This window comes from Streptomyces sp. NPDC020742 (assembly GCF_040641675.1).
GTDB lineage: Bacteria > Actinomycetota > Actinomycetes > Streptomycetales > Streptomycetaceae > Streptomyces.
Genome location: NZ_JBFAEA010000003.1, coordinates 1 through 21,465 on the forward strand (window position 1 = coordinate 1; position 21,465 = coordinate 21,465).

General features: G+C 73.9%; 17 protein-coding genes. 5 read left to right on the forward strand and 12 right to left on the reverse strand.

Going from position 1 to position 21,465, the window contains the following annotated elements:
* Nucleotides 1–273 (forward strand): putative PEP-binding protein (locus AB0G84_RS07475; protein WP_361316905.1); only part of this gene is annotated, 273 nt, incomplete at its 5' end.
* 69 nt (nt 274–342) lie between these two features.
* Here AB0G84_RS07475 and AB0G84_RS07480 read toward each other — a convergent pair.
* Together AB0G84_RS07480 and AB0G84_RS07485 are read right to left on the reverse strand one after the other, a co-directional pair.
* Nucleotides 343–1,257, reverse strand: a complete 915-nt coding sequence (locus AB0G84_RS07480) for a hypothetical protein (protein WP_361316907.1) — start codon at nt 1,255–1,257, stop codon at nt 343–345.
* 144 nt (nt 1,258–1,401) lie between these two features.
* Nucleotides 1,402–3,426: an acetoacetate--CoA ligase gene (locus AB0G84_RS07485; RefSeq protein WP_361316910.1), complete on the reverse strand. Its 2,025-nt coding sequence runs from the start codon at nt 3,424–3,426 to the stop codon at nt 1,402–1,404.
* 307 nt (nt 3,427–3,733) lie between these two features.
* Here AB0G84_RS07485 and AB0G84_RS07490 point away from each other — a divergent pair, with 307 nt between their 5' ends.
* Together AB0G84_RS07490 and AB0G84_RS07495 are read left to right on the forward strand one after the other, a co-directional pair.
* A complete protein-coding gene (locus AB0G84_RS07490; RefSeq protein WP_361316913.1) occupies nt 3,734–6,169 on the forward strand; it encodes a TIM-barrel domain-containing protein in 2,436 nt (811 codons plus the stop codon).
* A 93-nt stretch (nt 6,170–6,262) separates the two neighbouring features.
* Nucleotides 6,263–7,084 carry a M15 family metallopeptidase gene (locus AB0G84_RS07495; RefSeq protein ID WP_361316915.1) on the forward strand — a complete coding sequence of 274 codons (822 nt, stop codon included), beginning with the start codon at nt 6,263–6,265 and terminating at the stop codon, nt 7,082–7,084.
* A gap of 286 nt (nt 7,085–7,370) precedes the next feature.
* Here AB0G84_RS07495 and AB0G84_RS07500 read toward each other — a convergent pair whose 3' ends face one another.
* From AB0G84_RS07500 to AB0G84_RS07515, 4 genes are all read right to left on the reverse strand, one after another.
* Nucleotides 7,371–8,183: an ABC transporter permease gene (locus AB0G84_RS07500; protein ID WP_361316918.1), complete on the reverse strand. Its 813-nt coding sequence runs from the start codon at nt 8,181–8,183 to the stop codon at nt 7,371–7,373.
* Between the two features lie 24 nt (nt 8,184–8,207).
* Entirely contained in the window at nt 8,208–9,056 is an 849-nt protein-coding gene (locus tag AB0G84_RS07505) for an ABC transporter permease (protein ID WP_361317817.1), read from the reverse strand.
* Nucleotides 9,057–9,070: 14 nt separating this feature from the next.
* Complete coding sequence (locus AB0G84_RS07510) at nt 9,071–10,246, reverse strand: ABC transporter substrate-binding protein (protein WP_361316921.1); 1,176 nt, start codon at nt 10,244–10,246, stop codon at nt 9,071–9,073.
* A 116-nt stretch (nt 10,247–10,362) separates the two neighbouring features.
* Nucleotides 10,363–11,439 carry an ABC transporter ATP-binding protein gene (locus AB0G84_RS07515; RefSeq protein ID WP_361316924.1) on the reverse strand — a complete coding sequence of 359 codons (1,077 nt, stop codon included), beginning with the start codon at nt 11,437–11,439 and terminating at the stop codon, nt 10,363–10,365.
* A 345-nt stretch (nt 11,440–11,784) separates the two neighbouring features.
* Here AB0G84_RS07515 and AB0G84_RS07520 point away from each other — a divergent pair, with 345 nt between their 5' ends.
* Complete coding sequence (locus tag AB0G84_RS07520; protein WP_361316927.1) at nt 11,785–12,558, forward strand: MIP/aquaporin family protein; 774 nt, start codon at nt 11,785–11,787, stop codon at nt 12,556–12,558.
* Nucleotides 12,559–12,610: 52 nt separating this feature from the next.
* Nucleotides 12,611–14,140 carry a glycerol kinase GlpK gene (gene glpK, locus AB0G84_RS07525; protein ID WP_361316930.1) on the forward strand — a complete coding sequence of 510 codons (1,530 nt, stop codon included), beginning with the start codon at nt 12,611–12,613 and terminating at the stop codon, nt 14,138–14,140.
* A 163-nt stretch (nt 14,141–14,303) separates the two neighbouring features.
* Here the strand turns inward: glpK and AB0G84_RS07530 are convergent, their stop codons facing one another.
* From AB0G84_RS07530 to AB0G84_RS07555, 6 genes are all read right to left on the reverse strand, one after another.
* A complete protein-coding gene (locus AB0G84_RS07530; RefSeq protein WP_361316933.1) occupies nt 14,304–14,915 on the reverse strand; it encodes an ATP/GTP-binding protein in 612 nt (203 codons plus the stop codon).
* 197 nt (nt 14,916–15,112) lie between these two features.
* Entirely contained in the window at nt 15,113–15,730 is a 618-nt protein-coding gene (locus AB0G84_RS07535) for a TetR/AcrR family transcriptional regulator (RefSeq protein ID WP_361316935.1), read from the reverse strand.
* 78 nt (nt 15,731–15,808) lie between these two features.
* Entirely contained in the window at nt 15,809–16,687 is an 879-nt protein-coding gene (locus AB0G84_RS07540) for an alpha/beta hydrolase (protein WP_361316937.1), read from the reverse strand.
* 802 nt (nt 16,688–17,489) lie between these two features.
* On the reverse strand, nt 17,490–17,903 hold the full coding sequence (locus AB0G84_RS07545) for a DUF742 domain-containing protein (protein ID WP_361316940.1): 414 nt from the start codon (nt 17,901–17,903) through the stop codon (nt 17,490–17,492).
* Nucleotides 17,904–17,923: 20 nt separating this feature from the next.
* A complete protein-coding gene (locus AB0G84_RS07550; RefSeq protein ID WP_361316943.1) occupies nt 17,924–18,364 on the reverse strand; it encodes a roadblock/LC7 domain-containing protein in 441 nt (146 codons plus the stop codon).
* Nucleotides 18,361–21,210 (reverse strand): nitrate- and nitrite sensing domain-containing protein, encoded by a 2,850-nt coding sequence (locus AB0G84_RS07555; protein WP_361316945.1) that lies wholly within the window; start codon nt 21,208–21,210, stop codon nt 18,361–18,363. The genes AB0G84_RS07550 and AB0G84_RS07555 overlap by 4 nt, the downstream gene beginning before the upstream one ends.
* Between the last annotated feature and the right edge of the window lie 255 nt (nt 21,211–21,465).

Below are 21,465 nucleotides of genomic sequence, written 5' to 3' on the forward strand. Positions count from 1 at the left end.
GACCTCGTCGCCACCGCCGCCGACGCCGCCAAGGCCGAAGGCAAAACCTGCGGCGTGTGTGGCGAAGCCGCCTCCGACCCCCTCCTGGCCTGCGTGCTGACCGGACTCGGCGTCACCAGCCTGTCGATGGGTGCCGCCGCACTGCCCTACGTGCGGACGACATTGGCCAAACACACCCTGGCCCAGTGCGAACGAGCCGCAGCAGCCGCCCGCGCCACCGACACCCCCGACGACGCACGCGCCGCCGCACAGGCGGTGCTCTCCGGCGAGTGACCGCGAGATGCTGACGGCCGTCCCGCCCTTGTGGCGGGGCGGCCGTTCTGTGTTCGGGGAACGGGACGGTCAGTGCGGGCCGTGGAGGTCGGGTGGTGGGATGAGCGGGAGGCCGGGGGCGTGGACGACGCCGTGCTCGGGCGGGATGGGTTCGCCGGTGTCGGCGTCGGTGCAGTAGGCGGCGAAGACCTCGGAGGCGGTCAGGGGGCGGAGCCAGGAGTCCCAGAGGGCCCAGCCGCGGACCGTGTCGCGTCGCGAGTCATCGGTGGTGGTGCGGGAGACGATGCCGCCGGGGGTGCCCATGGCGAGGCCGGCGGCGAGGACCGTACAGAAGATCAGGGATTCGGATTCGGCGGCCGGGGCGGGGGTGTCGGAGCGGGTGGTGGGGTGCAGGGCGGCCACGAGGGGCGGGGCGCCCACCCCGAGGGAGCAGACGAGGTGCTGGGTGCCGTCGCCGAGGGCGGTGAGGAGCTGCTGGAGTGCGTGGGTGGCGCGGGCGAAGGCGGCGTGCGCGAGGTCCGCGCCGCACTCTTCGCAGCGGCCGGCGCCGGCCAGGAGGGCGGAGGCGTGCCGCCAGGCCGCCTGGCGGCCGGCCTCCTCGACGAGGAGCGGGATAAGCCGGCTGAGCGGTTCGCCCTCGTAGGTGACGGTGGCGCCGGTGCGGGCGGCCTCGGCGGTGTAGCGGGTGCGGCTCTCGGGGCGGTCCGGGTCGAGGGCGAGGTCCGCGCAGTACGTCTCGTAGGCGGCCGGGTCGAAGAGGCTGAGGGTGGTCAGGACGCCTTGGGCGGTGAGGGTGCGCAGCAGGGTCTCCATCTGGCGGAGGTAGCCGCGGTGGTCGTCGAAGGCGAAGGTGCGGTAGCGGCGCATGGCGCGGAAGTCCCGCTCGTCGGCGAGGACGGCGGCGGTGCAGGGGACCTCACGGCGCAGTCTGTGCTGGGCGCTGGTGCGGGCGGTGCGGTGGCCGGGCCGGGATGCGGATGTCATGGGTCCCCCTGAGTGAGCTCGGTGTGGCGTGCGCGGTCCGCACGCCACTTGTCACCGAGAGTAATCGGGGGGTGTGACACTGCCGGTTCCGCGCCGCGCCGTGGGCGTCCTCGCCTCCGGTCCGGCGCGGGCCGGGTCTGCCGGCTACCGGTCGCCGGCCGCGTGGTCGCGGGCCACCTGCTCGTAGAAGCGCAGCAGGTCGAGGTTGTCGACGGAGCCGGGGTTGACGGCCTTGTCGAGCGGGGTGCCCTGGAGGAGGCGTTTGACGGGGACCTCGATGCGCTTGCCGGTGAGGGTGTGCGGGACGCCGGGGGCCTCGATGATGTCGTCGGGGACGTGCCGGGGGGAGAGCTGTTCGCGCAGGGTGCGCTTGATGCGGTCGCGGAGGGGGTCGTCGAGGGTGGCCCCGGGCACGAGGTGGACGAAGAGCGGCATCCAGTAGCCGCCGTCGGGGAGTTCGAGGCCGATGACGAGGGATTCGCGGATCTCGGGGAGGCGTTCGACGGCCTCGTAGATGTCCGCGGAGCCCATCCGGACGCCCTGGCGGTTGAGGGTGGAGTCGGAGCGGCCGTGGATGATGACGCTGCCGCGGGCGGTGAGGGTGATCCAGTCGCCGTGCCGCCAGACGCCGGGGTACATGTCGAAGTAGCTGTCGTGGTAGCGGGTGCCGTCGGGGTCGTTCCAGAAGCGGGTGGGCATCGACGGCATGGGGTTGATGACGACCAGTTCGCCGACCTCGTCGGTGACGGGCTTGCCCTGGGGGTCCCAGGCCTGGAGGTCGGTGCCGAGGCAGGCGGCCTGGAGCTCGCCGATGTGGACGGGGAGGGTGGGGACGGCGCCGGCGAAGCAGCTGCAGACGTCGGTGCCGCCGCTGACGGAGGCGGTCCACAGGTCGGCGCCGCTCTCCGCGAAGCAGTCGTGGAGCCAGCGGAAGCCGTCCGGCGGGAGCGGGGAGCCGGTGGTGGCGACGCAGGTGATGGCGGAGAGGTCCAGGTCGCGGGCGGGGTGGATGCCGGCCTTGCGACAGGCCATGACGTAGGCGGCGGAGGTGCCGTAGACGGTGGTGCGGGTGGCCTCGGCGACCCGCCACTGGGCGGTGATGTCGGGGTGGCCGGGGCTGCCGTCGTAGAGCACGATCGTGGCGCCCACCAGCAGCCCGCCGACCAGGAAGTTCCACATCATCCAGCCGGTGGAGGTGTACCAGAAGAACCGGTCGTCGGGTCCGAGGTCGCAGTGCAGGCCGGTCTGCTTGAGGTGTTCGAGCAGGATGCCGCCCTGGGACTGGACGATGGCCTTGGGCAGGCCGGTGGTGCCGGAGGAGTACAGGACCCACAGCGGGTGGTCGAAGGGGACCGGTTCGAAGACCGGTTCGGTGTGCTGCGAGGTCAGGTCCGACCAGTTCAGGGCGCCTTCGGGGGCGGGGGTGCCGAGCAGCGGGATGTGGACCACGGCCCGCAGGGTGGGGAGTGCGGAGCGGAGTTCGGCGACGGTGTCGCGGCGGTCGTGCTCCTTGCCGCCGTAGCGGTAGCCGTCGACGGTGAACAGCACGACCGGCTCGACCTGCTGGAAGCGGTCCAGCACGCTGCGGGCGCCGAAGTCGGGGGCGCAGGAGGTCCATACGGCGCCGACCGCGGCGGTGGCGAGCAGGGCCACGACGGCCTGCGGGACGTTGGGGAGGTAGCCGCTGATGCGGTCGCCGGGGCGGACGCCGAGGCGGCGGAGTTCGGCGGCCAGCGAGCCGACCTGAGCGCGCAGCTCCGCCCAGGTGACGGGGGCGGGCTCATGGGTCTCGTCGACGTACAGCAGCGCGGGATCGCCGGCGCGGGCCGGGTCCTCGGCGGCGCGCAGGGCGTGCTCGGCGTAGTTGAGGGTGGCACCGGGGAACCACTGGGCGCCGGGCATGGCGCGGTCGCCGAGGACGGTCTCGTACGGGGCGGTGAAGCGGACGTCGAACCACTCGGCGACGGCCCGCCAGAAGGCCGGGAGGGCGTCGACGGACCAGCGGTGCAGGGCGGCGTAGTCGGCCGCGGGGTCGTCGGTGGGGGCGGGTGCGCCGTGGTGGGCGGCGGCCCAGGCGTGGAAGCGGGTGACCTGCGCGCCGGCGATTCGGTCCGGGCCCGGCTGCCAGAGGGGCTCCGGGGTGCGGTCGGACTGCGGTGCGGTGGTCATGGAGCGGCTCCCGGTCGGTGCGCGTCGTATGCGTCGGGTGCGCCACGCGGTGGGTGTCCCCCGGCCCGGCGTGTGCGCATGACACGGCTTGACTGGACGATGCCATGTGATCGTCTTGTGCACCAGGGTGGACTGCCCACATTCGGGGGGTGACGGATGTGGCCCCGCCACGTGGCGGGGCGGCCGGGAGATTTCGGCCACTGGGCGGCGATGCCATGGCCCCGGCATGGCCGAGGGTGACCCAGCGCAGGTGAACGGCAGTTGAACGATGCCCGCGGACCCGCACGTCAATGGCAGGCTGACCGGCATGGACGGGCGTGAACTGGTGCGGTCGGTACGGGTGGTCAGGGCGGTCGGGCCGGCGCAGGGGCTGCGGTCCGTGCGCTCGGCGTGGCGGGCGCGGCGGGCGGACGCCAGAGCGCTGCCGCGGCGGGCGACGGAGCGGGCGCGGGTGCCGGGGGCGGCGCGTGGGGCCGAGCCCCGGCCCGGTGGTGGGGTGATCCACTTCGCGCGGTCGTCGCTGCGGGTGCGGGTGGCGGCGGGCGGTGCGGTGTTCTGCGGCTGGGACGGCGCCGGTCCGGAGCCCTCGTACGCCCTGGCCGGGGCGTGTCCGGAGGTCGATGCGCGGGCGGTGCTGGAGCCCGACACCGAGGGCGGCTGGCGGGTGGTTTCGGAGCGGGTGCTGGTGGTGGTGTCCCGGCACGGCGCGGTCGAGGTGCGCACGCCCGGTGGGGCGGTGCTGCGGCGGGAGCTGCCGCCGCGTTGGTGGGACCCCGTGGAGCAGCCGGGCGCCCCGGACGAGGCCGCCGGGCTGCCGGCGGGGGGCGGGGTGTCGCGGTGGGTGCAGCGCTCGGAGGTGGCGGCCGACGCCCGGTTCTTCGGACTGGGCGGGCGGGCGCACGGGCCGCGGCTGCGGGACGGTGCGTACCGGCTGTGGAACACCGACCCCGGTGGTGCGTTCGTGCCGGGTGACGATCCGCTGTCGCTGACGATGCCGGTGCAGCTGGTGGTGGCGGACGCGGGTACGCACCTGGTCTTCCACGACAACTCCTGGGACGGCCGGGTGCTGTTGCGCGAGGGGGCGGAGGGCGCGGGGTCGGGGCACGACCGGCCGGGCACCTGCGAGCTGCGGATGGATGGCGGGCCGCTGCGCTACTGGGTGCTGGCCGGCACCCCGGCCCGGGTGCTCCAGGTCTGGACGGCGCTGACCGGGGCGCCGGCGCTGCCGCCCGGATGGGCGCTGGGCCATCAGCACGCCCGTTGGGGATTCGGCTGCCAGGAGGAGGTGCGGCGGGTGGTGTCGGGCTACCGGGAGCACGACCTGCCGCTGTCCGCCGTCCATCTGGACATCGATCACTTCGACCGGCACCGGGTCTTCACGGTCGACCGCACGCGCTTCCCGGACCTGCCGGGGCTGGCGCGCGAGCTGCGGGCCGAGGGGGTGCGGCTGGTGTCGATCGTGGATCCGGCGGTGAAGGCGGATCCGGGGGACGCGGTGTACGACGGCGGGGCGGCGGCCGGGGCGTTCGTGCGGGACGACCGGGGGCGGGAGGTGCGCGGGGTGGTCTGGGCGGGCGAGTCGGTGTACCCGGACTTCACCGACGCGCGGGTGCGCAAGTGGTGGGGCGGGCTGTACGCGGAGCGGCTGGCGCAGGGCTTCTCCGGGGTGTGGCACGACATGAACGAGCCGGTCTCGTTCACCGCGTTCGGCGAGCGGACGCTGCCGCGCTCGGCCCGGCACGCGCTGGAGGGGCGGGGCGGCGACCACCGGGAGGCGCACAACGTCTACGGGCTGGCGATGGCACGGGCCGGTTTCGAGGGGCTGTGCGAACTGCGCCCGGAGGAGCGGCCGTTCCTGTTCTCCCGGTCGGGGTGGGCGGGGCTGCAGCGCTACGGGGGCACCTGGTCGGGGGATGTGGCGACCGGCTGGCCGGGGCTGCGGGCGTCGCTGTCGCTGGTGCTGGGCCTGGGGCTGTGCGGGGTGCCCTACAGCGGGCCCGATATCGGTGGGTTCTCCGGGGTGCCGTCCGCGGAGCTGTATCTGCGCTGGTTCCAACTGGGCGCCTACCTCCCGCTGTTCCGTACCCATTCGGCGATCGGGGCGGGGCGACGGGAGCCCTGGGAGTTCGGCCCGGAGGTGCTGGAGCACGCCCGTGCGGCGCTGCGGGGGCGGCAGCGGCTGCTGCCGTACTTCGGGACGCTGGGCCAGCTGGCCCGGCTGACCGGGGCGCCGTACGTCCGTCCGCTGTGGTGGGGTTCGCCGCGGGACCGGGCGCTGCGGGACTGCGACGACGCGTTCCTGCTGGGCGATGCGCTGCTGGTGGCGCCGGCGCTGGCGGCGGGGGTGACCCGGCGGCCGGTGCGGCTGCCGCGCGGGCGGTGGTACGACACCGCGACCGGGCGGGCGTACGACGGTCCCGGCCAGGTGTGGGTGGAGGCGCCGCTGTCGCGGATCCCGGTGTTGGCGCGGGCCGGTGCGGTGCTGCCGGTGGCCGGTGCGGACGGCGGGACGGAGTTGGAGGTGTGGGCGCCGGCGGCGGGACGCGGGGGCGGCGGGCTGGTGGTGCCGGACGCCGGGGACGGCTGGCAGCGGCCGACCGTGCAGCGCTTCAGCTCGCGGTGGGTGGGCGGCCGGGTGGTGGTGGAGCGGCGGGACGGGGGCGCGGTGGGGTATCCGGTGCGGGTGCGGGGGACGGACGACGGGGAGGCGTCCGCTGGGGCCGGTCCCGGGAAGGGGTCCTGACGAGGTGGGGCGGTGGGCGGTGCGGCCGTGCCCGGCGGGCGGGTACCGGGCCGTGGTCTTCCCCTCCCCTGCCGCGCCTGGTAGACGAGGGCCATGCCCAGACTTGCTGTTGCGCTGCGGGGACTGACCGTCGCTGCCGCCGCCCTCATGGCCGTTGCCACCACCGTGCCGTCGCAGGCGGCCGGGCCCGCCCACCGGGCGGCTCCGCCGTCCGCCGCCCCCAAGGACCCGCAGCGGCCGGGGGAGTTCGTCGCCCTGCGGGCGGTGGACCCGACGATCCTCCAGGAGATGCGCTACGCCTCGCCGCACACCTTCATGGGGGTGCCGGTGGACGGCTACCGCAGGCCGGAGTGCCTGCTGACCCGCGATGCGGCGAAGGCGCTGCACCGGGCCCAGCGCGCCTTCCTCCGGCAGGGGCTGTCGCTGAAGGTGTACGACTGCTACCGGCCGCAGCGCGCCGTGGACCACTTCGTCCGGTGGGCGAAGGACCTCGGCGACCAGCGGATGAAGGCCGAGTTCTATCCCCGGGAGGACAAGGCGAAGCTGTTCGACGACGGCTATATCGCCGCCAAGTCCGGTCACAGCAGGGGCAGTACGGTCGATCTGACGCTGGTGCGGCTGCCGGCCGTGCCCACCCGTCCGTATGTGCCCGGTGAGCCGCTGACGTCCTGTTACGGGCCGAAGGCCGTGCGCTTCCCGGACAACTCGTTGGACATGGGCACCGGCTTCGACTGCTTCGACACCCTGGCGCACACCCTCGACCCGAGGATCCACGGGCGACAGCGGCACCACCGGATGGTGCTCAAGCACGGGCTGGAGCGGGCCGGATTCGTCAACCTCCCCGAGGAGTGGTGGCACTTCACCTTCCAGCCGGAGACCTTTCCGGACACCTACTTCGACTTCCCGGTGCGGTGACCCGGCGGGCGGCCGTGGCGGCGGCGGGTCGCGGGCGCTTTCGAGGCTGTAGGTGACGAGCCGGGCGCGGTCGAAGGCGAGCGGCAGCGGGGCCCGCTCGGCCGGTGTCGTGCCGTCCGCGGGCCGGGGCACGGAGCCACCCCCGTCGGTCCCGTGCCCCGGGCCCTGCTCTCAGGGACGCGGCAGGGCCGCATCCGGTTCGCCGGAGATCCCGCCGGTTCTCCCCCCGCCGGTCCGCCCGTGGCCCGGGCCGAAGGTGGTGGGCGCCGGGCCGCACCGTACGGGCTCAGAGCCGCCCGCCGGCGGGGTCCGACGAGAGCCGCTGGGCGGCGTACACCGGGATCACCGACAGCGCGATCAGCAGCGCGGCGAGGACGTCGACGACCGGTGCCTGCCGGGGGCGGGAGAGGTTCTGGTAGATCCAGATCGGCAGGGTGGTGGTCCCCGCACCGGCCGTGAAGGTGGTCACCACCACCTCGTCGAAGGAGAGCGCGAAGGCCAGCAGCGCACCGGCGAACAGCGCCGGGAGCAGCGCCGGGAGGGTGACGTACCGCAGGGTCTGCCGGGGAGCGGCGCCCAGGTCGGCGGAGGCCTCGGCCAGCGAGGGCGCGATCCGCCGCAACCGGGCGGCGACGTTGTTGAAGACGATGACCACACAGAAGGTCGCATGGCCGGCGACCACCGTGAACAGGCCGAGGCCGACGCCCAGCGGCGCCAGGACGGTGCGGAAGGCGGCGTTGAGGGCGATGCCGGTGACGATGCCCGGCAGCGCGATCGGCAGCACGAGCAGGAACGAGACGGTCCGCCGGCCGAAGAAGCGGTGGCGGTGCACCGCGAAGGCGGCCAGCGACCCGAGGACCAGCGCGACGGCGGTGGCGCCGAGACCGGCCTGCAGCGAGGTCCACAGCGCGTCGCGCGGGCCCGGGCTGTGCAGCGCGCGGCGCCACCACTCCCCGGTCAGCGCGGACGGCGGCCAGGCGAACGACCGGTCCGCATTGAGCGAGTTGACCACCACCAGCAGCAGCGGGAGGTGGATCAGGGCCAGGCCGGCGGCCGTGATCCCCCCGAGGACGATCCGGGCGGTACGGGACAGGTGCACCGGGCTGCCTCCTTTCGGGACCGGTCAGAGCGAGTCGAGCGCACCGGCCCGGCGGACCGCGGCGAGGTAGCAGACGACCAGTGCGACGGGGACGGCGGAGAGCGCGGCGGCCAGCGGCAGGTCGAGGGTGACCTGGGAGGCGATGACATTGCCCAGCAGTTGGGTGCGGCCGCCGACGATCTGCACGGTGAGGTAGTCGCCCAGGGAGAGCAAGAAGGTGAAGACGGAGCCGGCCAGCAAGGCCGGGCGGACGGCGGGGGCGACGACCGAGCGCAGGGTGCGCAGGGTGCCCGCACCGAGGTCCGCCGAGGCCTCCAACTGGTGTGCGGGCAGCCGTTCCAGGGCCGCGTGGACCGGCAGGATCATGTACGGCAGCCAGAGGTAGCCGAGCACGATCACCACCGCGGTCGTGCCGTATCCGGGCCCGCGCAGGCCGAGCGGGGCGAGCGCCGCGTTGACGAGGCCGTGTTCGCCGAGCATCACCCGCCAGGCGTACGCCTTGACGAGGTAGCCGGCCCACAGCGGGGTGACCACGGCGACCAGCAGCGCCCGGCGCAGCCGGCCGCTGGCCACCCGCGCCATGAAGAAGGCCATGGGCAGCGCGAGCAGGGCGTCGAGGAGGGTGACGGCGACGGCGATGCCGAGGGTGCGCAGGGCGACCGTGCGGTAGACGGGCGTGGTGAGGACCTCGCGGAAGTTGTCGGCCGTCCAGGTGTGCAGGACGTCGGAGGTGAAGGGGTCGGTGGTCCAGAAGGCGGAGAGCAGCAGCACGGCGAGCGAGCCGAGGTACGCCAGGACCAGCCACAGCAGGGGCGGTGCGAGCAGGGCGGCGAGCCGGGCCTGCTCGCCCGGTTCGCGCCGGCCGGCGGACATCGCCCGGCCGCCGCTCAGCCCTTGATCTCCGTCCAGGCGCGGGTCCATTGGGCGTAGTCGGTGCACTTCACGTCCGTGCGGCCGTCGAGGCACTGCGGGACGGGGGTGGTCCAGAAGTGGACGCGCCGGTAGTAGCCCTCGTCGGCGGCGTGGTACACGGCGCAGTGGTGCGGGTCGGTGGTCTCCCGGCACGCCTTGGCGTTCGCCGGCGCCTCGCCGAAGTACTCGGCGACCTGGGCGTTCACCTTCGGTGAGACGATCCAGTCGAGCCATTTGTAAGCGCAGTTGGGGTGCCGGGCCCGGGCGGAGACCATCCAGGTGTCGGACCAGCCGGTGGCGCCCTCCTTCGGCAGGACCGCCTTGACCGGGGCCTTCTCCGCGGTGGCGGTGTTGGCGATGACCTGCCAGGTGGTGCCGATGACGCTGTCGCCGCCCTTGAAGGCGGTGACCTCCTTCTGGTAGTCGCTCCAGTACTCGCCGATGTACCGCCGCTGCTTCTTCAACAGGGCCACCGCGGCGGCCAGTTGCCGCTGGTCCAGGGCGTAGGGGTCCTTGATGCCGAGTTCGGGGCGGGCCGTCATCAGATAGAGGGCGGCGTCGGCGATGTAGATCGGTGAGTCATAGGCGGTGACCTTGCCCGGGTACCGCGCCGCACCGTCGAAGACGGCCTTCCAGGAGTCGGGTGCCGGGGAGACCCGGTCGGTGCGGTACATCAGGAGGTTGGCGCCGCGGCCGTGCGGGATGCCGTACATCTGCCCGTTCCTGGAGTTGAACGGCCGCATCTTCAGGCCGGGGAAGATGTCGCGGTAGTGGGGAACCAGGCGGGTGTTGACCGGCGCCACGTCCTTGGCCGCGATCAGCCGCAGGGTGGCGTCGCCGGAGGCGGAGACGGTGTCGTACTCGCCGGTCTTCATCAGCGCGACCATCTCGTCGGAGGTGCCGGCGATCTTGGTGTTGACCCGGCAGCCGGTCCGCTTCTCGAAGGGGTGCACCCAGTCGGCCTTGGGGTCGTTGGAGCCGTCCTCGGCGTATCCGGCCCAGGCGATGATGTCGACCCGGCCCTCGCCCTTGCCGACGGACCGCTGCTCGGCCGGGCCCTGATCATCCTTTCCCCCGCCGGAGCCGCAGGCGACGGCCAGCAGCAGGACGCCGGCCGCCACGGCCGCCTTCCACGGTTTCGCGTTGCGCATGGTGGACTCCCCTGTCACACACGGCTGTCGGGCCCCGCCAGTATCCGGAAGCATGCGCTGTGTCACCAGGGCGCGTCCCAGGCCGGATGCGCCGGGGTGGTGCGGCCGACGTGCCGTCAGTCCGGCACGGCGAACGCGTCGTCGGTGCGCCACAGCAGGTGCACGGCGGCGCCGGGGTGGGCGGCGCCCAGCGGCCCCGCCGCGTTCAGCCGCAGTGCGGTCAGCAGGTCGCCGCCGTCGTCGAGCCGTACGACGAAGCGGGTGTGGGCGCCGGCGTGCGCGATCTCGGTGATCCGGCCGGCGCGGCAGCGTTCGCCGGGTCCCGGCGCACCGTCCGGGCCGTCCGGGGCGGCGATCCGGATCCGTTCCGGACGGAGGCTGCAGGTGCCCGGTACGCCGGCGATCCGGAGGGCGGCCGGGCCGCGCAGCAGGTTGGTGGTGCCGACGAAGCCGGCGACGAAGGCGGTGGCGGGCCGGTCGTAGACCTCCAGCGGCGGGCCGGTCTGCACGATCCGGCCGCGGTCGAGGACGGCGAGCCGGTCGCTGAGCGTCAGCGCCTCCTCCTGGTCGTGGGTGACCAGGAGGAAGGTGATGCCGGTGGCGCGCTGGAGGCGCTTCAGCTCGCGCTGCATCTCCTGCCGCAGCTGGAGGTCGAGCGCGCCGAGCGGCTCGTCGAGCAGCAGCAGCCCGGGGTCGTCGATCAGGGCCCGGGCGAGTGCCACCCGCTGGCGCTGGCCTCCCGAGAGCTGTGCGGGCCGGCGCGGCCCGTAGCCGTCGAGCCGTACGGTGCGCAGTGCCTCACGGGCGCGGGCGAGCCGCTCGGCCCGGCGCACCCCGGCGACGGTCAGCGCATAGGCGACGTTCTGCTCGACCGTCATATGGGGGAAGAGCGCGTAGTCCTGGAAGACGGTGTGCACATCGCGCCGGCTGGGCGGCAGCGCGGTCACCTCGCGGCCGGCGAGTTCGATCCGGCCCGAGGTGGGACGCTCGAACCCGGCGATCAGCCGCAGCAGGGTGCTCTTGCCGGATCCGGAGGGGCCAAGGAGGGAAAAGAACTCCCCTTGTCGCAGGGTGAGTTCGGCCTGGTCGACGGCGCGTACGGCGCCGAAGGCTTTGCTGACGGCGGTCAGCCGCACGGCGGGCGTTTCGCCGGGGGCGGCGGCCGGGGCATCGGTACGGGCGGCTTCGGTCACGGGCGCGCTCCCTCGCGAAGGCATGATCGCGCGGTGACTGTACCGGGGTTCCGCCCCGGGCGGCAGGCCGCCTACGGGCCCGGCAGCGGGTCCGCGCCGGGCGCGGGGCGTGCCTCGCCAGGGCGTCCGCGCGCACGCTCCGGAAGGGTGCGGGAGCGTCGACATCTCCTACTGTGAGCGACCTTGACGGCCCATCACCTCGGGTGAACACTTCCGGGTGCCAGTCGGCGCCGCCGCGCTCACGGCACCCCGGCCGGGTGGCAGCGGCTGTCCGCTGCCACCCGGTGGCACGCACCCTGCACGGAGGACCGGGGGACGTCCCCGGGCGAGGGCCAAGGAGCCGCCATGTATTCCAATGGGGACATCATCGCCGGTGAAGTGATCGGCACCGCCGTGCTGATCCTGTTCGGCACGGGGGTGTGCGCCGCCGTCACCCTGCACCACTCCAAGGCCCGGGCCGCCGGCTGGGTCGCGATCGCCTTCGGCTGGGGCATGGGCGTCCTGGCCGGGGCGTACACCGCTGCGCCACTGTCGGGCGGGCACCTCAACCCGGCCGTGACGGTCGGCTCGGCGGTCGCGGGCGGCACGCCGTGGTCGAAAGTGCCGGTGTACGTGCTGGCGCAGATGGTGGGCGCGGTGCTCGGTGCCGTCCTGGCCTGGGCGCTGTACTACGCGCAGTTCGCCGCCAACGACGGGCGGTCCGGCGCGACCCCCCAGCCGACGCTGGGGATCTTCTCCACCGGTCCGGAGATCCGCAAGCCGGTGGCCAACCTCGTCACCGAGGTCATCGCCACCGCCGGTCTGGTGCTGCCGCTGCTGTTCTTCGGCGAGAACCAGGGCATCGGCATCGGACAGGTACCCGGGGCGCACGCCGGGGTCTACGGCTCCGGGATCAATGTGCTGCTGGTGGCGCTGCTGGTCGTCGGCATCGGGCTGTCGCTGGGCGGGCCGACCGGCTATGCCATCAACCCGGCCCGCGACCTCGGACCGCGTCTGGTGCACGCCGTGCTGCCGATCCCCCACAAGGGCTCCTCCGACTGGAGTTACGCCTGGATACCGGTGGCCGGCCCGCTGATCGGCGCGGTGCTCTCGGGCCTGATCCACCGGTGCGTGTTCTGAGCGGCGCCGGTTCGCACCCACCCAGAGCCAGGACGTAAGGAGACGTGACGGTATGACGGACCACTCCGGGACGTACGTGGCCGCGATCGATCAGGGCACCACATCGAGCCGCTGCATCATCTTCGACCACGGCGGGGCGATCGTCGCCGTCGACCAGCGCGAGCACCGGCAGATCTTCCCCCGGCCCGGCTGGGTGGAGCACGACGCCGCCGAGATCTGGTCCAAGGTGCAGGCGGTGGTCGCGGGCGCGCTCTCCGCGGCCGGGCTGCGGGCCGACCAGCTCAGCACCCTGGGCATCACCAACCAGCGGGAGACCACGGTCCTGTGGGACCGGATCACCGGCAGACCGGTGCACCACGCCCTCGTCTGGCAGGACACCCGGACCTCCCAGCTGTGCACCGAACTCGGCGGCGCGGACGGCCAGGACCGCTTCCGAGAGGCCACCGGGCTGCCGCTGGCCAGCTACTTCTCCGGTCCGAAGGCGGCCTGGCTGCTGGATACGGTGCCCGGGCTGCGGGAGCGTGCCGAGCGCGGGGAGATCGCCTTCGGCACCATGGACTCCTGGCTGATCTGGAACCTCACCGGCGGCATCGACGGCGGGGTGCACGTCACCGATGTGACCAATGCCGGCCGCACCATGCTGATGAACCTCGGCACCCTCCAGTGGGACCCGGAGATCCTCTCGGCGATGCGGGTGCCGGCCGCGATGCTGCCGGAGATCCGCTCGTCGGCGGAGGTGTACGGCACCGCGGTGGGGCAGTTGCACGGGGTTCCGGTGGCGTCCGCGCTGGGGGATCAGCAGGCGGCGGTCTTCGGGCAGACCTGCTTCGGCGTCGGCGAGGCCAAGAACACCTACGGCACCGGCTCGTTCCTGCTGCTGAACACCGGCAACCGTCCGGTCCCGTCCAAGAACGGGCTGCTGACGACCATGGGCTACCAACTGGGCGGCGAGGACCCGGTCTACTGCCTGGAGGGCTCCATCGCCATCACCGGCGCCCTGGTGCAGTGGTTCCGCGACCAGCTCGGCATCATCGCGTCCGCCGACGAGATCGAGCCGCTGGCGGCGAGCGTCCCCGACAACGGGGGCGCCTACATCGTGCCGGCGTTCTCCGGCCTGTTCGCGCCCTACTGGCGCTCGGACGCCCGTGGGGTGGTCACCGGTCTGACCGGCTTCGTCACCAAGGCGCACCTGGCGCGCGCGGTGCTGGAGGCGACCAGTTGGCAGACCCGGGAGGTGGTGGACGCCATGTTCCAGGACTCCGGTGTGCGGATCACCCAGCTCAAGGTCGACGGCGGGATGACCGCGAACAAGCTGCTGATGCAGCATCAGGCGGACGTGCTGGGCGTGCCGGTGATCCGCCCGGTGATCTCGGAGACCACCTGTCTGGGCGCGGCGTACGCGGCCGGCCTGGCGACCGGTGTCTGGCAGGACCTGGACGAGCTGCGCAGCCACTGGAAGCGGGACACCGAGTGGACCCCGCGGATGGACGGGCCGACCCGCGACCGGGAGTTCGCCAACTGGCGCCGGGCGGTGGAGCGGAGCTTCGGCTGGCTGGCCGAGGACGGTCCGGCGGCGTCGTAGGGCAGTGCTTTCGGGCCTTCGCGGGCGCGGGGTCCGGCACGCTGAGCTGCGGCGGCGTCGCATGCCGCCGGCGCGGTGCGGTGCAGTGCGGTGCGTGCGGTGCGGTGCAGGCGTACGGCCGGTGCCCCGGACGGCGGGGTGCCGGCCGTACCTGCGCCGGTGGTCAGGGCAGCGCGGGCTCCGGGCGCCGACCGCCGGCCTGCCTCGCGTGCTCGACGACGGCGATCAGCACATCGCGGACGGAGTCCTTGCGCCGGGCGTCACACTGCATCACCGGCACCTGGGGGTCCAGGTCGAGGGCCTCCCGTATCGACTCCTCGGGGTAGCGGTCGGCGCCGTCGAAGCAGTTCACCGCGACCATGAAGGGCAGCTTGCGCCGCTCGAAGTAGTCGATGGCGGAGAAGCTGTCGGCGAGCCGGCGGGTGTCGGCGAGCACCACCGCGCCGAGCGCACCGCGGGCCAGCTCGTCCCACAGGAACCAGAACCGGTCCTGGCCCGGGGTGCCGAAGAGGTAGAGGACCAGCTGGTCGCTGAGGGTGATCCGACCGAAGTCCATCGCGACGGTGGTGGTGGACTTGGCCTCCACCCCGTGCAGGTCGTCGACCGGCCGGCCCGCCTCGGTCAACCGCTCCTCGGTGCGCAGCGGTTTGATCTCGCTGACCGCACCGACCATGGTGGTCTTGCCGACGCCGAAGCCGCCCGCGACCAGGATCTTCAGCGTCACCGGCTCGACGGCGGCGGTCCGGCGGTGACGAGCGGAACGCCCGAAGGCCATGGGTCTCTTCTCCTGAATTGCCGGGTGTGCGGGCGGTGCTCGCGCTCGTTCCCCGCACTCGGGACGGGCAGCAGGCGCAAGGGAACCGTACAACGTGCTCAGCACGGCGCCCACTTGAGATGCATCACGCTTGGGCCACGCAGGCCGGCGCGCCCGCCCGGCCCCGCTCCACACGAACGGCTCCTGCGGGCACCCGCTCAGCGGGGCGTGAGCGTCGCGGGGCTCTCCAGCTGGCCCAGCAGGCTGACGAAGCTGGACTCGATGAAGGCGCAGAGCTCCTCGCGGGCGTCGTCGCCGTTCCCCTCCGCGGGCCAGGTGGTGACGGCCTCTTCGGCGAACGCCATCCAGGCACGGCAGGCGAGTTCCCGGCGGGGGCCGTCCGGCAAGCCGAGCCGGCGCTGGCCGTCACGCAGCCGGTGGGCCAGTGTCTGCCGGGCCTCGCCGACGATGTCGGCGACGGCGGGGTGGCCGCCGGCCGCGCCCCGCACCAGGGCGAGGTAGACCTGACGGTGCTCCAGGACGTACGCCACGAACCCGGCGATGAACGCCCGCATCCAGGCGACCGGTTCCAGCGAGCCGTCCGGATCGGTGGCGGCGGTGAACCGGTCGCACGCGGTGCGGACCACGGCGCGGTAGAAGTCCCGCTTGGAGTCGAAGTAGTGGAAGAGCAGGCCCCGGGAGATCCCGGCGCGCCGGGCCACCTCGTCGGTGGACAGCTCGTCCAGGGAGCGCTCGGCGAGCATCTCCATCCCGATGCCGATCAGCTGCTCCCGGCGCTGGTCGGGGGTGAGTCGGGTGGCTCGCTTGCCGGACATGTCTGCAGTTTAGAGCCTGCCCGGGCGCCCCCTCCGGCGTACCGGCCGGGGCCCGGTGCGGCCCCGGCCCGGCGGCCGTCAGGCGTACTGGCCGAGGTGGGCGAGGATCCTCGGGGTGACGAGGTCGGGGACCTCTTCGGGGAGCCAGTGGCTGGCCCCGGAGAGCTCCTCGAAGCGGTACGGGCCGTCCACCCACTCCCCCGTCGACTCGGCCGCGGCGCGCCCCAGCGCCACGTCCTCGCTCCCCCACAGGAACAGGGTGGGGACGGCGATCCGGCCGGCCGGCACCGAGATGACGGACTCCGGGGCTCGGTACCAGTTCAGGGTGGCGGTCAGCGCGCCCGGCTCGGAGAGCCTGCGGACATTGGCGTCGACGAGCGCCTCGGGCACCTTGCCGCCGTAGGCCGCGCGCAGCCGCCGCGCGTCGTCGGCGAGCAGGGCGGTCTCCGCCGCGCCGTCGTCCCGGCGGAAGAACCGGACGTAGTCGAGGCGGTGGTGCTGGTCGGAGTCCTCGGCGGCGGCCCGGTCGAGGGCGTCGGGGTGCGGAGTGGCCAGCACGGTCAGGGACTTCAGCCGCTCGGGGTGGGCGCCGGCCAGCGCCCAGGCGACCATGCCGCCCCAGTCGTGGGAGACGAGGTGGAACCGGCCGGCACCCTGAGAGTCGGCGAAGGCCAGTGCGTCCGCGACGAGTTCGGGGACGGCGTAGGGGGCGATGCCCTCGGGGCGGGCGCCCGGGGAGTAGCCGCGCTGGTCGACGGCGACGGCGCGGTAGCCGGCCGCACCGAGGGCGGGCAGCACCCCGCTCCAGGAGTCGGCGAACTCGGGCCAGCCGTGCAGCAGCAGGACGAGCTCCCCGTCGGCGGGTCCGCAGGCCAGCGCGTCGTGGGTGTGCGGGCCGGCCGGGATCTCCAGGCGCTCGAAGGGGGTGGGGGTCGCCGGGGTCGCGGAAGTGGGCATGGCGGCGCTGCTCCTCCTGTTGACAGTTGCTCAATGGACCGTACCGCGATATTGAGCGATGCTCAACGAGCTGGGCGGCCCGCGCCGGGCAGGTCGTCCGGGGGGGGCTGCGGGCCAGGTCCCGGCGGTCCGGGGGTCCGGGATTCCGGTGGTCCGCCGGTCTGGGGGGGCCGGCGGTCTGGGGGTCCGGCGGTCTGGGGGTCTGGGGGTCCGGCGGTCTGGGGATCCGGCGGTCTGGGGAGCCGATGCGGGGATCCGCCGCCGGCGCGGAGGTGCCGGCGGACCGGGGTTCCGATCCAGGGCTCACCACCGGCGCGGAGGTGCCAGCGGCCCCCGGCGGTCTGCCACTGGGACGCTTCGCCGACCGACGGTACCCGGTCACCCGCCGGCGGCTGCGGCTCCGGCTGCGGGGGGCAGGTGTGCTGACGGGTCACCGATGGAGTGGTGGAGGGGCCCCGGCTCCCGGTCGGGGACGGGGCGAGCCGGCCGAAGTGGCCGGCGTGACCGAGCCGGTCGGCGCGGCGTACGGAGCGGCATACGGCGCGCGGGGCAACCACCGGGCGGCTGAGGTGCTCGCGTTGGCAGCTCCGACGGGGCAGGCCGAGGGCGCTGCCGTGCGAATACGGTCCGGCGAGAGGTCCAACGGGTGGTCGTCCGGCTGACCGGGGCGGTCTGCCGGCCCGCCCCGAACGGCTGCGTACGGCGGTGGCCGCCGCCGCGCGGTACGCAGCGCGACGGCGGCGGTGACTGGGGGCCTGCGGGCCGGCGGGTCGGCGGGTCGGCGGGTCGGCGGGTCGGCGGGTCACAACGCCCGCAGGCCGTCGATCACCTCCCGCAGCACCTCTGCGTCGGGCAGCTCGGCCGGGGGCACCGGCCGGCTGACCCGGACCAGGTCCGCGTCCAGCAGATCGCCGATCAGCACCCGCACCACGCCGACGGGCAGGTCGAGTTCGGCCGCCAGCTCGGCGACCGACAGCGGCGCCTGCCGGCACCGCTCGACGATCTCGACATGCTCGGGCGAGAGCGTCTGATCCTCGATCGTCCGCTCCGCCCGGCTCTCGGCGATCACCTGCGCGATCAGGTCGAGGCGCCCCTCGGCGGCCGTGCGGGTGCGCCCGCGCGTCATGGCGTACGGCCGGACGACGGGGCCCGCCTCGTCGTCGTACCAGTGGGCCGCCTTCCGGTCGCGCGGCGCCCGGCCGCCCTGCTCGCTCATGGCGTCACCGTCGTCACGGCTCAGGTGGACAGGCCGGGCCTGGGCGCGGTGCCCAGGTGCGCGCCCACGCGCTTGACCAGCAGGGTCATCTCGTACGCGATCAGCCCGACGTCGGCGTTCGCATCGGCGAGCACGGCCAGGCAACTGCCGTCGCCGGCCGCGCTGACGAACAGGAACGCGTCGTCCAGCTCGACCATGGTCTGCCGGACCTGCCCCGCGTCGAAGTGCCGGCCGACGCCCTTGGCCAGACTGTGGAAGCCGGAGGCGACCGCGGCCAGGTGCTCGCCGTCCTCCCGGGTCAGGTCCTTGGAGGCGCCGGTGGCCAGTCCGTCGCTGGAGAGGACGAGCGCCTTGCGGATGGAGCCGACCCGTTCCACCAACTCGTCCAGGAGCCAGCTCAGCTCACCGGCTCCCTTCGCCGAGCCCGATGCGGTGGAAGCTGCTGCCTTCGGTGCGGTCATGGACCGTCCCCTCCCGATGTGGTTCCTGGTGGTGCTGCGGTGCCCGTCCCGTCGCCGTGCTGCGGCGCCGGATTCGGGGCATCCGGGTCTGTGGTGTCCGCGGCCGCCGGCCCCTGGGCCGGTGGGTCCGTGTCGTCCGGGGCCGCGCTCCCGCGCGGCTCCTCGCCGTTCTCACGGCGGCCGCGCTGCCAGCCCCGTTGGAGCGAGGCCATCCGGGAACGGACCTCCTCGGCGTCCCGGTCGTCCGGGGGCGGCGGGGGCGGTGCGCCGGTGCGCTCCGCTCCGTCCTGCGCGTCCGGACCGTCCGCGTCGGACCTGAGCTGGGGCGCGAGGCTGGCCTGCCGGACCCGGCGGGGCAGCCCGGTGGAGGTGGTGGCCGGGGGCGTCTCGCGGGCCGGAGCGGTCCCGCCGGACTCCTCGCCGGCGGGCCGCCCGGAATCCGGCGCGCCCTCCTCGCGGCCGCCGTCCCGGCCGTCGACCGTCCTGCCGTGGTCGGAGACCAGTACCGGGGGCCGGGGGCGCCGCGGGAGCGGTGCGAGCCCGCCACCGGGGGCCTGGTCCCGGGCCTGCTGGTGCTGTTCGCCGTCGGGGACCGGCGGCACCGGGGCGATGCTGCGCGGCCCGGTGGCCGGGGTGCCGCCGCTGCGGCGGTCCCGGTCGCGCCCGCGGTCCCGGCCGGCCTCGCCGCCCCGGTCCGCGGCCCGCTCGCGGCCCCGTGCGCGGAAGAGGTTCTCCTCGTCCTCGTGCGGCCCGAGTTCGTCCGGCCCCAGCGGCACCTCCAGCTCCACCGGTCCGTCAACGACGGCCGGGGCGCGCAGCTCGCGCGCGGTGAGCGGCTGCGGATCCTGGGAGAGCGCGGCCAACTTGCCCGCGGCGTGCTCCAGTTCGTTGCCGATCGGGCTGCCGGGCAGCTGGTCAGCGGCCGGGCCGGCGTCCTCCCGGCCGCCGGCGGGGGTCTCGGTGAGGATCTCCCTGGGGATGAGGACCACCGCGGTGGTGCCGCCGTACGGCGAGGGCTGGAGCGAGACCCGTACCTGCTGTCGCTGGGCCAGCCGGCTGACCACGAACAGGCCGAGCCGGTCGGTGTCGGACAGCTCGAACTCGGGGGTCTCGGCGAGCCGGAGGTTGGCCTCCAGCAGCAGGTCGGGGGTCATGCCCAGACCGCGGTCGTGGATCTCCAGGGCGTAGCCGTTGGCGACCCGCTCACCGAGGACCTGGACGGCGGTGTGCGGCGGGGAGAAGACGGTGGCGTTCTCCAGGAGTTCGGCGATCAGGTGCGTGAGGTCCGACACGGCGGGGCCGTCCACCGCGAGCCGCGGCAGCCGGCGCACCTCGATCCGCGCGTAGTCCTCGACCTCGGCGACCGCCGCGCGCACCACGTCCATCAGCTGCACCGGCTTGCGCCACTGCCGGGAGGGGGCCGCGCCGGAGAGGATCACTAGGCCCTCGGCGTGCCGCCGCATGCGGGTGGTGAGGTGGTCGATCCGGAAGAGGTCGGCGAGTTCGTCGGTGTCCTCGGTGCGCCGCTCCATGGTGTCCAGCAGCGTCAGCTGACGGTGCAGCAGGACCTGGTTGCGGCGGGCGAGGTTGACGAAGACCTCGGAGACCCCGCGCCGCATGTCGGCCTGTTTGACGGCGGCTTCGATCGCGGCCCGTTGGAGGGTGTTGAGCGCCTGGCCGACCTGGCCGGTCTCGTCTGGGCCGAATTCGAGGCGGGGCGCCTCGGTCTCCACGTCGACCTGCTCACCGGCCGCCAGCCGGCGCATCACGCTCGGCAGCCGGACGCCGGAGACCTCGTGTGCGGTCTTGCGCAGCCGGGTCAGGTCCTTCACGTGGCGGCGGCCGATCCGGAACGACACGATGATCGAGACCAGCAGCGCGATGAAGCCCAGCACGCCGGCGGCGGCGGCCTTGACCAGGACGTGGGTGGCGACCGGCGCGACGCGCTCCTGGTAGCGCTCGCCGGCCTCCTTGCCCATCCGGTGGAGGTCGTCGAGCACCTTGTCCGCCGCGCCGGACCACCGCTCGGCGTTGACCGCATGGGGGCCGGCCTGGGCACCGGCGGCGATCACCCGGTCCTCGTAGGAGATCAGTTCGCGGGCCCGGGCGGAGTGCCAGTAGTCCTCGTAGCTGTCCCGGTCCCGGGCCGGCAGGACGGACAGGCCGGTGCGGTAGAGCACCCGTCGCTCGGCGACCCGGTCGGACAGTGCGCGCACATCGCGCCTGCTCATGCTGCCGGAGGCGAGCACCGCGGACATCAGGGCGTCCTCGCGGGCGACGGCCTCACGGGCGCGGGTGACGACGACCAGCGCGCGGGCCTGCTTGTCCATCTCCACGTTCTCCAGGGCGTGCAGCGTGGAGAGGAAGTCGTAGCTGGGGTCGACCAGGGAGTTGTAGCTCTCCAGGGCCTCGTCGCGGGTGACGGTGTTGTCCTCGACCTGGGCGCGCAGCGTGCCGAGCGTGGCCAGGCTCTTGAGGACGCCCTTCATCCGCTCCCCGGCGTCGCCGGTGAGGTCTTCGCGTACGTCGCGGGTGTCGGCGTCCGCGCGCAGCACGCGGATGGCCTCGTCGGTGGCCCGGGTCCGCCGGTGCAGTGTGCCGACCGCATCGGCGCCGCGCCGGTCGGCGAGGTAGAGCAGGCTCTGCCGGCGCTCCAACTGGAGGGTGTCGACGACGTCCTCGACCGGATAGGCCAGTTTCCGTACGACGTTGCCGACGTCCAGCAGCTGGTTGGCTTCCCGCCCGGTGAAATAGGTCGTGAACGCCCACATGGACGTCAGGGACAGCAGTGGTACGAGCAGCAACGCCACGATCTTCCGGCGGACCGACTTCCCGCGAAAGCGCATGGCCTCCCCTACGTCAACCCCGGCGCACGGGGGCGATGTTCCGTCAACAAACGGCGCGAGCCTACTACTGCCGGGGGACCAACCCGAAGACCTCTTGTGACGTCGGGGAAAGGGCCCGCGACGGAACGTCATGAGTTGTCCGCCGATTCCCGGACAACCCGCCCGTACGAACGGCCCGGGACGGCCCCCGACTCCGGGACCGGACATCAGGAGGCAGCTGCCCCGCCGGTAGGTTCCGGGCGCTGGGAGGTAACG